The sequence below is a fragment of the Aquimarina sp. Aq78 genome, from assembly GCF_900299525.1.
In the GTDB taxonomy this organism is placed as follows: domain Bacteria; phylum Bacteroidota; class Bacteroidia; order Flavobacteriales; family Flavobacteriaceae; genus Aquimarina.
On the sequence record NZ_OMKA01000029.1, the window covers coordinates 520,593 to 536,730 of the forward strand.

Annotated in this window: 2 protein-coding genes; both read right to left on the bottom strand. The window is 34.6% G+C overall.

All coding sequences use genetic code 11. The features are described 5' to 3' along the window. Window positions 1–5 precede the first annotated feature (5 nt). Window positions 6–6,470, bottom strand: a complete 6,465-nt coding sequence (locus DG435_RS21710; RefSeq protein ID WP_106793799.1) for a non-ribosomal peptide synthetase — start codon at window positions 6,468–6,470, stop codon at window positions 6–8. Window positions 6,471–6,480: 10 nt separating this feature from the next. Then, a complete protein-coding gene (locus tag DG435_RS21715; RefSeq protein WP_159025668.1) occupies window positions 6,481–16,134 on the bottom strand; it encodes a non-ribosomal peptide synthetase/type I polyketide synthase in 9,654 nt (3,217 codons plus the stop codon). Window positions 16,135–16,138: the final 4 nt, after the last annotated feature.

Genomic DNA, 16,138 nt, shown 5'->3' on the forward strand with positions numbered 1-16,138 from the left:
TAAAATTATATATTCATGGTTAAGGCATATTCTTCTTCTCCCTGATCGAGCTTTAAAAGATCTATATGACTTGCTAGTTCTTCTATAGTTGTAAATTCAAAAACTTGTCTGATAATCAATTCAACACCTAACTTCTTTCGAATTACAGACACAAGACGTGTTGCTAGTAGTGAGTGACCTCCCAACTCGAAGAAATCATCATAGACTCCAATTACATCCACTCCAAGGAGGTTTTTCCAGATGTCAATTAGTTCTTTTTCAGTTTCGTTTCTAGGAGGTACATATTCTTGTGATGAAAGTTTGGTAATATCCGGATTAGGTAGTGCTTTTTTATTTGTTTTACCATTAGCAGTTAATGGCATGGTTTCTAACTCCACCCATATAGCCGGAACCATGTAATCGGGTAATCTGGATTTTAAATATTCCTGAATATCTTTCTTTTCAAACTCTTCCTGACAAACGACATAGCCTACTAAGCGATTACCAACACGGGAATCCTCTTTGGCCAGTACACAACAATTCTTTATTTCTTCTTTTTGCAGTAAAACACTTTCTATTTCTCCCAGTTCAATTCGATGACCTCTTACTTTTACCTGATCATCCATTCTTCCTAAATATTCCAGACTCCCATCAGGTAGCCATCTAGCCAAATCTCCGGTCTTATACATTCGGGATTGAGAATCTTTTGAAAATGGGTTTTTGATAAAGTTTTTGTGTGTTTTTTCTTGATCATTAAGATATCCCCTTCCTACTCCTACTCCGGATACACATAATTCTCCCTGTACTCCAATAGGGCACAAATTATGATAGGTGTCCACTACATATAATTGCATATTAGCTACTGGTTTTCCGATGGAAACATTTACCACATCCGGTGCTTCGTACATGAAATGAAAACTAACATCATCGGATGCCTCAGTAGGTCCATAAGCATTGACAACCGGAACATCAGGATACTTGTTAAACCATAATAATAGTAAAGCACACGATACTGCTTCTCCAGTCACTAAAAAGTATTTTAGTTTTTGTAAATCATTTTCAGAACTTATTTCCAGCAAACTGGACATATATGATGGTACAAGTTGTAGTAAACTAATTTTATCTCTTTGTAATGATTCAAGAAAAAGAGGAGGTTCCTGAATCAGTTTCTCTGGATAAACAACAATTTGACCTCCACATAGCAACCCACTTAACATCTGCCATACAGATATATCAAAAGTAAAAGGTGCAGTAAAAGCAACCACACTATTAGCATCCATTTCGAAGTTATCGATCATCAATAACGAATGGTTCAAAAGCCCTAAGTGTTCGATCATTGCTCCTTTCGGCTTTCCTGTACTTCCTGAGGTATAAATTAAATACGCCAAAGATGAAGGTGAGATATTCAATCCTAATGATGTTTCTGGAAATTCTGAAAACACTTTATTTCCCTGATCTAAGATCACCGTTTCTACACCTGATAACTCTGGTATTATTTCTTTGCTTGCAATATCTGTCAGTACAACAAAAGTATGTATCTCCTCAAGGATATATTGAATTCGTGATTCGGGGTAATCTGGTTTTATAGGCACATAGGCTCCTCCCGATTTTAGTATTGCCATCACACCAATGATCATCTCTATTGATCTTTCCAGACAAATTGCCACGGTCATATCTTCTTTAATCCCATTCTCTCTTAAATAATGAGCTAATTGATTTGATTTTGCATCAAGTTCTGCATAGGTTAGCTGCTCTCCTTGAAATACCACAGCAACATTATCTGGTGTTTGTTGCACTTGTTCCTCGAAGATTTCAACTGTTGTTTTGTTAAACGGGTACTCAACTTTGGTATCATTAAATTCATTGACTATCTGCTCTTTTTCTCCCTGAAGTAACATCGGCAAAACAACTATCTTCTGATCGGTATGATGTATAATACTTCGTAACAACTCCTGATAATGACCTGCCATTCTTTGTATGGTTTCTTCTGTAAAGAGATCCGTACAATACTCCATATTTAATACCAATTCAGTTCCAGTATCTATAGCTGTCATGATAAGGTCAAACTTAGCTGTTGTATTTTTATATGGGTACGGAGATAAATGTAATCCTTCCAGTTCCATATCGTATGATTCAGGAATCTCCTGAAACTCAAACATTACCTGAAATAATGGATTCATACTCATATCCCTGGTACTTAAAACTTGCTCAACAATACGTTCAAAAGGAACAGATTGATGATCAAAAGCTTCTATGGTTGTATGTTTTACTTGTTTTAGTAATTCATCAAAAGTAGGATCATTATCCAGGTTGCTTCTAATGGTAAGGGTATTTACAAAGAAGCCTATTAGATTCTCAAGCTCCGTATGTGTTCTATTAGCAACTGAAGTTCCAATGGCAAAATCCTTTTGCCCACTATATCTATGCATCAATATTTTAAAAACAGTAAGCAAAAACATAAATGGGGTAACCTCTTTTTCTTTACATATTGCCATTAAAGGTGCTCTCAACTTCCTTTCCAGCTTAAATTGTAAGTCAGCTCCTGAAGTACTTTGAATTGAAGGTCTCGGAAAATCTAAAGGCAAACCTAAAGGGGTTACTCCGCTTAATTTTTCTTTCCAATACTTTAACTGAGATTCTAGAAATGTTCCTTTCAAATATTTTCTTTGCCAGATGGCATAATCTGAATATTGAAGTGTTATTTCGTTTAATAATTTATCCTGATTTTGAGTTTTAGAAGTATACAATGATGTTAATTCGCTAACCAAAATACCATCTGACCATCCATCGCTTGCAATATGATGCAAGATCAGAGCCAGCGTATATTTTTCACCTTCTAGTCGATATAATTGAGCTCTCAACATATAATCCGTTGCGAGGTCAAACGGTTCTTTTATGAATTCTTCTAATTGATTTTCTAAATGACTTGTTGTTGTTTCTACCAAAGATAATTGCCAATCCTCTGAAGGGATCACAACTTGATAAGGTATTCCATCTTTTGATCCGATAACGGTTCGTAATACTTCATGCCTGATTACAATTTCTTTTAAAGAAGCTTCTAATAATGAAATTTGCAGATCTCCTTCCAGATTGGAAATAACCGGAATATGATATTCTGCACTTCCTTGTAACTGATCCAAAAACCACAAACGTTCCTGACTAAAAGACAAAGGAATTGTAGGTTCCTTATCTTGCTTAGTAATTTGTGGTAATGAAGCTCCTTTACCCTGTTTGGCCAAAAACATTGCTAAACTCGAAATAGTAGAATAATTAAAAACATTCTTTATACTCAGCTCTTTTCTCATTTCTGTTCGAACTTTGGCTGCCACTTGTGTTGCCAACAAGGAATGGCCTCCCAGTTTGAAGAAATCATCATACACTCCAATGGTATCCACATTCAACAATGATTTCCAGATAGAAACCAATTGTTCTTCCGTTTTATTTCTGGGTGCAACATATGTAGCTACACTAGAATATGATGTATCAGGATCCGGAAGGTTTTTCTTATCAACTTTACCATTAGAAGTTATTGGGATTGCATCTAATGATACCCATAACTTGGGTATCATATAATCCGGTAGTTTTGATAGTAGATGCTCTTGAATTGATTCTTTGTCAAATGTTTGGTTAGAAACCACATATCCTACCAAACTTTTATTTCCTTTTGTATCTTCTTTTGCTAAAACAACGGACTGCTTAACCCCTTGAATTTCTTGCAATACTGCCTCAACTTCTCCTAATTCTATTCGATATCCTCTAATCTTAACCTGATTATCTATCCTTCCTACAAATTCTATATTTCCATCAGGTAACCATCTTGCCAGGTCTCCTGTTCTATATATTCGATCTCTTGCAAAAAATGGATTAGGTATAAATTTATCATTGGTTAAAGCCTCTTGATTTAAATATCCTCTTGCCAGTCCGTTACCAGACACACATAATTCTCCTACACATCCTATTGGCAATAACTGCTGATTTGTATCCAAAACATATACTTCTGTATTTGAAATAGGTTTTCCTATCGGAACAGGGTTAACTATGTCACCATTATATGTGGTTGCACATATACTTGTTTCTGTAGGACCATATGCATTAATATAAGTTCCAAACTTTGAAAAAGCTTTTGCCTGTTCTAATGGAGCTTCTTCTCCAGCAGTGATTAATGTATCAATACATTGTATCTGCTCACAGTCAACTAATTTTAAAAATGCAGGAGGTAATGTTGCAAAAGTAATCTTGTTATCCTGAATATATTTTACAAACTGAGTTGTATCAGATTTTACCTCTTCATCTATTATAAAAAGCTTTGCTCCTCCTAACAATGATATTAATATCTCCCAAATGGAGGCATCGAATGATTGATTTGAAAACTGCAAACAATGATCTGTTCTTTTGATTAAAAAATCGTGGATTTGAGATAATACTGTATTGATAATACCTTTATGTTCAATCAATACTCCTTTTGGTTTACCTGTAGATCCTGATGTATAGATTACATAAGCCAGGTTATTAATTTCTATATTGATTTGAGGTAATTCAATATTGTACGATTCTTCACTTTGAATAAATTCCTGAAGTAAATTATCGTCTATAATAATATTACAGTTACTATCTTTTTCGATGTATGCAATTCTTTCTTTCGGGTAGTTAGGATCTATAGGAACATATGCAGCACCCGTTTTTAATACTGCCAGAAAAGCTATGATTAACCATTCACTTCTTTCTAATTTTACTCCAATCAGATCTTCAATAGCAATTTCATGATTAGACAATAAAAAATTTGCAAAACAACTCGATTCTTCATCTAACTCCTTATAAGTCAAATATTTACTTTCGTAGATAACAGCAATATTTTCTGGATTTTTGTGCACCTGATCCATAAATAAGTCCACTATAGTTTTATCTTTAGGATATGATACCTGCGTAGCATTGAATGCTGATAACAATTGTTCCTCTTCTACTATAGTCAGCATTGGCAATAATGCTATACGTTCATTTGGGTTTTTAATGATACTCCTCAAAATTTGCTGATAGTGCGTCATCATTTGTTGAATTGTACTTTCTTTGAACAGATCAGTACAATATTCTACCTCAAGACTAAGGTCGGACTGATTATTCATCACCACAACAGTAAAATCAAACTTTGATGTTGTGTTCTTATATTCATGGATTGATACATCAACTCCTTCTAATGCTATGTTATCAGGGATATCCTGTAGCGCAAACATTACCTGAAACAGAGGGCTTATACTCATGTCTCGTGCATCTACAACAGCATCTACTACTTTTTCAAAAGGAACTGCCTGATATTGATATGCATTTAAAGTTGTTTGCTTTATGTTGTTTACTATATCAATAAATGTGGGGTCATTACTGAAATTGTTACGAATCGCCAACGTGTTTGCAAAAAATCCAATTAAACTCTCTAACTCTGTTAAATTTCTATTTGCCATTGGAGTTCCCACACATATATCATCCTGACCACTATATCGGTGTAACATTACCTGAAAAGCGGATATTAACAACATAAATAAGGTAACTCCTTCCTGATCCGATAATCGGACTAAATGCTGGTATAGCTCTTCATCCAATTTAAAAGAATAATTGGCTCCTTGGGTACTTCGTACGGATGGGCGTTTAAAATCTAAGGGTAATCTCAAAACAGGTACACCATCAAGTTGAGTTTTCCAATAAGCTAATTGATTCTCTAACTCTACCTCATCAAAATACTCTTTTTGCCATATTCCGTAATCAGCATACTGAATAGGTAGTTTTTCTAATTTTGGTGTTCTGTTTTCTCGTAATGCACTATATAACTCTGTGAATTCATTAACAATGATACTATGCGACTGCCCATCTGCCGCAATGTGATGAAATACCAGGGTTAAGAAACTCTCTTTGGGGTTCAACCTATACAAACAAGCTCTAACCGTATAGTCTTGAGATAGGTCAAAAGGTTTTTGTACAAAATCTACTATTGCTTCTTCTATTTCTAATTGGGTAGTACATGTTTTTGATCCCAATTGCCATTGATCCACAGCTTTTATTGATTGATAACCAATTCCATCTTCTGCGTATATTGTAGTACGTAAAATTTCGTGTCTCGAAATGATTTCTTTCAATACGGCACCCAATATTGTATCGTCGATATCTCCCTGAAGTTTTAATATCAAGGGCATATGATACTCTGAACTCCCTTCGTTTAATTGATTTATAAACCATAAACGTTCCTGATTAAATGACAACGGGATTTTATCTAAGGTTTCCCGGTCATAAGCAGGAATTGATGAAATTTCGGCAGGAGTTTTAAATTCATTTTTATATCTCCTTAAATGATTTACAATTGATTCTTTGTTTGATTTTATATCTTTAAGTAAACCAGAATCTATAGTATCGTTTTCTGATTTTAAACTCAACGAATCATCATTCAGTTCTAATATTATTCCTTTGCTATGTGCTTCCTTTAAAATATCAAAAACTTTATTTTTCATTTCTTTGCAATTACAGTTCGATCGTTAGTTTATATTCCTTTTTATCTTTTTTCTGAGTATCAATAGCATACTGTATGCAAAGAGCTAATTGTTCTATCGTTGTAAACTCGAAAATGTCTTTTATAGTCACTTCAACATTAAACAGTTTCCGAAGCTCTGATACTAATCGCGTAGCTAATAGTGAGTGTCCTCCTAATTCGAAAAAGCCATCATGTATTCCTATTTTATCTATCCCAAGCAAGTTTTCCCAAACCGTAACCATTTGAGTTTCTATTTCATTTGTAGGAGCTGTATATTCTTGTGTCGAAAATTCTGATTCATCCGGATCCGGAAGACCTTTTCTATTTATTTTCCCATTAGGGGTTAATGGCATTTTATCCAGATTAACCCACAACCCAGGAACCATATACTCTGGTAATTTGGATTTCAGGTAGCTTTGCAAGCCGATTTTATCGAATTCATTCTCCGATACCACATAACCTATCAGGCGATTACTTCCTCTATGATCCTTTCTTGCCAAAACACAACAACTCTTAACGGTCTCCGATTTTGACAGTACATTTTCGATTTCTCCTAATTCTATTCTATGACCTCTAACTTTTACCTGATTGTCAATCCGTCCCAGATACTCCAAACTACCATCGGGTAACCATCTCGCCAGATCTCCAGTTTTGTAGATTCTCTCTCCTTTTACAAAAGGGTTATTTATAAAGCTTTTGTTAGTTCGTTCTTTATCATTAAGATACCCTCTTCCTACACCAATACCAGAAACCCATAATTCTCCCTGAACTCCAATTGGACATAAGTTGGCAGATGAATCAACTACATATAATTGCAGATTAGACATAGGCTTACCAATTGAAACATTAACTACATCCGGTGCACTATGCATATAATGTGTACTTACATCGTCTGATGCTTCAGTCGGACCATATGCATTAGCAACAGGAACGGTTGGATATTTATTAAACCAATCCACCAACAATGCCGGTGAGACAGCTTCTCCGGTAACTATAAAGTATGTAAGTTGGTTAAGTACGTTTTCAGAATCTATATTTAATATTTCGGATACATATGAAGGAACCAGCTGAAGAATGTTCACTTTATGTTCTTTTATAGAAGCCAATAATGAAGTAGGTTCATAAATCATTTCTTCTTTATAAATCACGATACTTCCTCCTACCAGCAACCCACTGAACATCTGCCATACCGATATATCAAATGTAAATGGTGCTGTAAAAGCAACGACACTATCTGCGGTAACCCCTAAACCATCTATTTTTGCGAACAAGTGATTTAACATACCTCGATGTTCAATCATTGCCCCTTTAGGTTTTCCTGTACTTCCTGAGGTATAAATCACATATGACAGTGAATCAGGCGATACTATTAGGTCAGGCAGATTAACTGGATATTTTCCTAACAGTTTCTTTTCACTGTCTACTTTGAAAATTTCTACTTTATCATTTTCCGGAATGATTGAACTAGTTCGGTCATCAGTAAGTACTATTTTTGCTTGTATTTGATCCAAGATATAGCGCATACGAGACTCCGGATAATCAGGTTTCATTGGCACATAAGCACCTCCAGCTTTGAATACAGCTAAAATTGCAACAACCATTTCTATAGAACGCTCTAAACAAATTGGAACCAGTACATCTTCTTTTATGCCTTTTTCTCTTAAATAATGGGCTAACTGATTTGACCTTTCATCTAATTCTTTGTATGTAAGTGTTATTTCTTCGAAAACAATTGCAGTTTTATTGGGAATTTGCTTTGTCTTCTCTTGCAGTAAATCAACTAGTGCCTTATCTAAAGGGTAATCGGTTTGGGTGTCATTAAATTCGTATAAAAGTTGGTTTTTCTCTTTTATACTTTGCATTGACAAGGTGTCTATTGAACTTTCTATATTCTCTATAACAGATTTTAATAACTCATTGTAATGGCTAATCATTCTATATATAGTATCTTCTCTAAACAGATCTGCACAATATTCTACTATAAGCAACACATGATCCTTTCTTTCATCCATTGTAAAGGTTAGATCAAACATAGCTGGTATGTCTGTAACTTTATATTCTGAAACTTTTAAGTTTCCTACTTCCAACTTATCTATATCTGTAGTACTTTGGGCACCAAACATTACCTGAAATATCGGGTTACCGCTAAAGTCTCTTTGAGTAACAACCTTTTCTACTACTTTTTCAAAAGGAACCGACTGGTTTTCATACGCTTCCAACGTAATCTGTCTGATCTGTTGTAATAATGACCTAAAATTTGGATTTCCGCTTAAATCACTTCTCAAAACCAATGTATTGACAAACATCCCAACCATGTGCTCAAGTTCTTTCTCTGTACGATTGGCCACAGGAGTCCCGATACATATATCATCCTGACCACTGTATCTATACATCATCACTTTAAACACGCTGAGCATGGTCATAAAAAGGGTAACACCTTCCTGTTTTGAGATATAAATCAACTCTGTTCTAAGTGCATCATCCAATCTAACTTCGATTTTCTTTCCTCTTCTATTTTCTTTTTGGTGATATGAAAAATCAAAAGGTAATTGTAACCTGTTATGTCCTTCTAATTTGTTTTTCCAATAATCCAACATGGATTCCAGAGTGATTCCCTTTAGATACTCTCGTTCCCATATAGCATATTCTGCATATTGTATATCCAGAACATCATTATGTATTTCTTTCTTTGCAGAAAAAGCTTGATATGCTTCCAGAAACTCATCAAAGATTATCGCGTCAGAAACACCATCTGCGGCTATATGATGTAATACGAAAATCAGGAAATTCTCAGAAGTTGTTGTTTCTATTAAAGTTGCCCTAAACATTACATCAGAGGATAGATCAAAAGGTCTGTTCAGAATATTCCTTATTTCTGTATCTAATTCTGATCTGTTTTCCAGATAAAGATGGTTTACTTTGAAATCTTCTGTTTCCTGGATTTTTTGATATAAATTTCCGTTATCATCATTTACTATAACCGTACGTAATATCTCATGTTTATTGATCAATTGAGTAAGTGATTTTCCTAAGACTTCCTTATCCGGTAGCCCTGATAATTCTAATACTCTAAATACATGATATTCTTTACTACCTTGTAATTGGTCTATGAACCACAACGCTTCCTGAGCATAAGATGCTGGAATAGTATCCTGTCTTTTTGTTTTTTGCAGGCTTATAACCGTATCTTCTTTAACCTTTTCATCATTTTCAATTTCATTGAGTAAATATGTTACACAATCTATGATTGTAGGAAATTGAAATAAGATTGTATTTGGTAGTTTCTTCTTTAATTTATTGGCCAGACGATTTCGTAGTTCTAATGCCATCAAAGAATCTAAACCAAAATTTAATAAAGGTTGGTCTATTGCAACAGTTTGCAATGAAAGAATATTACAAACTTCTTTTTTTAACTCCTCTTGTAAAAAATTGGCGCGATCTTCTTGAGCCAAATTTCTAAGTTTATCTATGAATGAAAAATCGTTAATAACAACATTTGATTCTGCTTTCTTCTCTAAAATTATTTCTTTATAAAAAGAAGGAATTCTTCCATAAAAATTTAGTAGTTGCTGTTGTAGTTTACTACTATCAATATCTGCGCACAACAGATTTGATTTTTCTTTTTTGGTAATTATTTTATGAAGTAAATCAAACCCCACTTCTTTAGAAATAGGCGATATACCTGATTGTGCAATCCTGTTTTTCTCCTGTTTTGATAAGTTTGAAAAACTACCTATTGTCCAGGTTCCCCAATTGATGGTATTGGCAACCAAGCCATTGTTTCTTCTATACGTTGCTAAACCATCTAAAAAAGAGTTAGCAGCTGCATAATTAGACTGACCACTTGATCCAAAAACGGAAGCTATTGAAGAAAACAGTACAAAAAACTCTAATTCGATTGATTTTGTGGCTTCATGAAGATACCAAGCTCCACTAACTTTGGGTACTAAGACTTTTGTAAAACGTTCAGGTGTTTGATCAACCAATACATTATCATCTATGACTCCAGCAAGATGAATTACCCCTTGAATTGTATATATCTCCTGAATTTCCTTAATACACTTTTCTATAGACTCCCTGTCAGCAACATCTGCTTTGATTGTTATAATTTCTCCACCTAATTTATGTAACTCTTCTATTTTGGACTGAGCTTTTTTTGTTGGTTGATTTCTCCCTATTAATACAATTCTATTGCTTTCTGTATGTTCAATTAGCCATTTAGAAACCTCTAATCCTATTTCGCCTAATCCTCCGGTAATAAGGATGGCTTTATCCGGTGATAATGTCAAAGAAGCTTTTGGAGTACTATCAGGTAAATACCGGGTAAGTTTTAATCCTAATACTTCATTATCCTTGTATAGATATTGCTCCCTACCGGTTGCTCGACTCCACACCGTTGAGAGCGTATTTTTTTCAATATCTCCATAATCAATATCTATTATTCCCATCGAAATATCAGGATGCTCATTCATAAACACTCTGGACAATCCTAATAATGGAGATAAGGACAAACCTGTTTCCGAACCTGCATAAACTCCACTGGTTACCCACCAGAAATGACTTAGTTTGGATAATCTTTTGTTCTCAAAAAGTGTAATAATTTCTTGTAATTGTGTCGCTCCTGCTAAGGTTGTCTCTTCAGAAAATTCACCAAAATTCATCTTTCGGTTCCGCTCAAAAAAGTGCCATGTCACAATTATATTTGTGATTGAATCCAGTTTTTCAAAGCTTTTAAACTCATTATAATCCACATAATCAACCTTGGTACTTACCATTTCAACGGATTCTATTAAAGTAGTATCTAATGTTTCCTTATTACCTATAATCAGGTAATGCCCTTCAATATTATTTACATCATTGACCTCCAAGTTTTCTTTCTCCCAGGAATAATCATATAGATATTGTTTTTCTTCTTTTCCTGTTTGAACATCATCAACCCAATAACGTTGCTTTTGAAACTGGTAGTTAGGTAACCATTGCTTTTCACAAATAGCATTTCGATAATAATTTTCCCAATTTACTGTACCACCTTCTACGTACCAGGTTGCTAGGCTATTTAACAAAACCCTATTGTCTTCTTTCCTTTTTTGTAAAGATGGTAACCAAATTGCTTCATAACCTTTAGGAGTACTATATTGTCCTAAACTCGTTAATGTTGGGTGTGGGCCTAGCTCTATAAAAGTGTTTATCCCTATCGAACATAATTCTGAAATTCCTTGAGAAAACAATACTGTTGATTTTATCTGAGACACCCAGTATGAAGAGTTACATAGCTCACCACCTGAAACTTTACCATATACATTACTCACAACATTATACTTGGGATTGTGATATTTTATTTTTGAAGCTACTTCTTCAAAATCTTTCAACATGGGTTCCATCAATGGTGAATGGAAAGCGTGAGATACATTTAATTTTTTATGTGGAATTTTCTTGGAAGACAGTATTTCTTCCAATAATGACATTGGTTCGGTTTCGCCGGATAAAACGATATGATTTGGACTATTTACTGCTGCAATAACAATTTTGTTTTCTAAATCTTTTATCAAATCCATAGCGATTGTTTCTGTCACTGACAGAGCCATCATGTATCCATTTTCTGGTAAATTTTGCATGAGTTTTCCTCTAGAAACAACCAACTTCAATGCATCTTCCAAACTAAATATTTCAGCAATGCAGGCTGCAGTTATTTCGCCAATACTATGCCCTAACAGGGCTGTTGGATAAACTCCCCAATTTTCCCAAACTTTGAATAACGCATACCCTATACAAAACAAAGACGGTTGAGTATATTCTGTTCTAGCCAGCAAAGCCTCTTTTTCTTTACTAGTATCAGAAAACAAGAGTTGTTTTAAATCAAAATCCCAGATATCCTTTAGTATCAAAAAACAAGTATCTATCGCTTCCTTAAAAACAGGTTGTTCTGCATACAGTTCTTGTCCCATTGAAATATACTGAGCTCCCTGTCCTGTAAATAAAAAAGCTGTTTCAAGATTTGAAAACTGGTGATTTCGTGCTACTATTCCTTCCTTATTTTCTTGTAAACCTTTAGTTATATCATCATTTGGAGAATAAATGGCTGCTAATCTCTCGGAAAAATGCTCTTTACCTAGAGCCAAATTATGTGCAAGTGTTGATAAGGAAATCGAAGAATTAGAGACTGCATAATTGATAATATCCTTGTAGTAAGATGTTAATCCTTTTGATGATTTTAAAGATACCGGAGCTAAAACCAAATGGTCGTTTTCAATAGTTTCGGGGTATTGTTTTTTATCAAAATCCGGTATTACTTCTTCGAGAATTAAATGTGCATTTGTACCTCCAAAACCAAAAGAACTAACCCCTGCTCTTTTTACTGTATTTTCCTGAGTAGAATTCCATTCTAAAGTTTTATTAGATATGGCTACAGTCATATCTTTCCAGTTGATATGTGGATTTGGACTGTTATAATGAAGTTGGGCAGGGATTACATTATGTTGCAAACACAACACAGTTTTGATAAGCCCGGCAATTCCTGAGGCGGATTCCAGATGTCCTATATTAGCTTTAACTGCACCCAGATATAACGGATTCTCTTTGGATCGATTTATATTATAAACTTTGTTTATTGAATTTACTTCAATTGGATCACCAAGTGAAGTTCCAGTTCCGTGAGTTTCTACATAGCTTACAGTTTGTGGAGTAATCTGTGCATCTTGAAGTGCTTTTTTCATGACTGATTCCTGAGCCAGACCATTCGGAGCAGATAATCCATTACTATGCCCATCCTGGTTAACCGCACTACCTTTTATTACTGCTAATATTTCATGACCTTCTTTTTGTGCTTTAGATAAAGGTGTTAACAGTACCAGCCCACATCCTTCGCTACGAACATATCCATTGGCACTACCATCAAATGTTTTACACCTACCATCAACAGACATCATCCCAGCCTGGGACAAAGCAATTGTTATTTCTGGAGATATAATTAAGTTTACCCCACCTGCAATTGCCATGTCACATTTTCCATTATGTAATTTCTCTACCGCTGCATCAATAGCTACCAACGAAGAAGAACAGGCAGTATCTATTGCCATACTTGGGCCATCAAAGTTGTAGTAATATGACAATCTATTTGCAGCAATACTTAAGGCGCTTCCTAAACCTGAATATACATTCTTATCTTGTTCACTATTTTTGATTAAATCATTATAGCTATTCTGGCTAATTCCGATAAAGACACCTGTATTTGAACCTTTAAATGATTTAGGTCCTTTGAGAGAATTTTCTAATAAATGATAACTTAATTCTAATAAGATACGTTGTTGGGGATCCATCTTTTTTGCCTCTTGCGGTGTGATTTCAAAAAAATCTGCATCAAATTCTGCTACATTATTTATGAACCCTCCCCAACGGGTATTCATATTACGTCCATCTAAAATATCTCCATAAAACTCATCAATATCCCATCTATCTTCTGGTACTTCCGTAATTGCATCTTTTGCTCCAATTAGATTTTCCCAAAACTCCTGCAAGTTTTCAGCTCCCGGAAATCTGCATGCCATACTAATAATGGCTATTGGTTCATTCTTTAAAATTTCATTTTTTCGTTCCTGATCAATATTTTCGTTTTCTTCTCCTGAAAGGTGTATAGCTAGATCGACAATATTAGAATAACTGTATATCAAAGTCGGATAAACATCTCTATTTAAATACCTTGATAGTTCTCCAGATAATCGAATACCTTGTATTGAAGTCATTCCTAACTCTGCAAAAGATCTGTTTATATTGATTCGAGAAGGGGTTAAGTTTAGTTCTTGAGCTATCTGTTCCTGAAGCCATTTTATAAGCTCATTGGTTTTTTGTGATGAATCTTTTTCTGAGGTTAGATTTTCTTCTTTTTCTGAGATAACTCCTCTCTCCCAGAAATCAATTACACCATCAAGTGTATCAGACTCATATGCCAATTTGGTTGCTAATCTCTGAATCTTACCACTAGAGGTTTTGGACACTCGTCCTGGGCTTATTAGGATTATTTTATGAACGGATAATTCATGCTCTTCCAATATCGATTGGCATATACTACTTACTACAGATTTTAAGCTATATGTTCGGATACTTGTTCGTTTAATTTCCTGAACTACAATTAACCTTTCCTGTTCGTCAATGTTTGTAAAAAACACCACTCCTGCATTATTTTGTATATCATGGTGTGCATATTGTACAGTACGCTCTAAATCCTGAGGATAGTAATTTACCCCATTAAAAATCATCATTTCTTTTAAACGTCCTGAAATATACAGTTCCCCATCATAAAGAAACCCCATATCTCCTGTTCGTAAAAAAGGTCCTTGTTCTTTATCTTCTTCTCCGTTTGTGTTTTTGAGAAATGCCTGGAAAATTTCTTTTGTCATCTCTTCTTTCTCCCAGTATCCTTTAGCTACACTTTCTCCATTGACCCACACTTCTCCGATTTGATTACTATCACAAATTTGCTTAGTCTCAGGGTCTACAATTTTTACAATTAGACCTTCTATTACAGGTCCATTTCCCATTAATCGTATGGTGTCTTCCTGATCCTCAGAAGGTTCTACAACGTTAATTTCTTTGTTATGGAATTTTCTCTTGTCTAATTCTAATGTAATAGGTGGAGTATCGAACTTACATCCACTGACAGTTAATGTGACTTCTGCCATCCCATATCCTGGAAATAACGTCTCTTTTTTAAGTCCGTATTTTTCGAATCTCAAAGCAAATTTATCAAAGGTGTCCGGGCGAATAGGTTCAGATCCGTTAATTGCCACTCTCCAACTGCTTAGATCTATTCCTTCTAAATCTTCTTTTTTTATTTGATTTGTACATAAATCATAAGCAAAGTTTGGTCCGCAACTAATTGTTCCTCTATATTTTGAAAATGCTTTTAACCACCTGACAGGTTTTTGAACAAATGCTACCGGAGGCATAATGATAAGTTCAAAACCAACATAAAATGCCTGAATTATGTTTCCTATTAATCCCATATCATGGTAAATTGGTAACCAGGACACTCCAACAGATGTTGAGTTTGTTCTGAAGCATTTTTTAAATAATTCACTATTATGAACTATATTGGAATGATTAACAATAACCCCTTTTGGGTTGCCTGTAGATCCGGAAGTATATTGTAAAAAAGCAATAGTATCAGGATAGATTTCTGGTAGTTTTTTCTTCAAAATATCGCTTAACTCATCTGTTCTAAGCCAATCTAATTCAGAATCAAACCAAGACCTGGTTTTTTCATAAATTGTTTCTTTGGTTAAAACAAGAGTAGCATTACAATCCGAAACTATTTTTTCTAATCTTCCTATTCTTCGTTTACCCTGAGGGGGAAATGCAGGAACTGCAACCACCCCTGCAAGTAAACAACCAAAAAAAGCATCTGTAAAATCTAATCCGGAAGGGTATAATAACAAAACACGATCTCTCTGATTAGCATATTCCAAAATGTGAGATGCTATAATTTGAGCTCTATTATATAATTCTTGATACGTTCTCGAATCACTCTCTTCTTCCCCGTCTTCGAGAAATCTATAAAGAGTTTTATCTGGTGATTGTTGTAAGTATGTATCAAATACTTCTATAAGTGTTTTTTCCATGGATATACTTTCCGGAACAGACGGTTTCATGAGT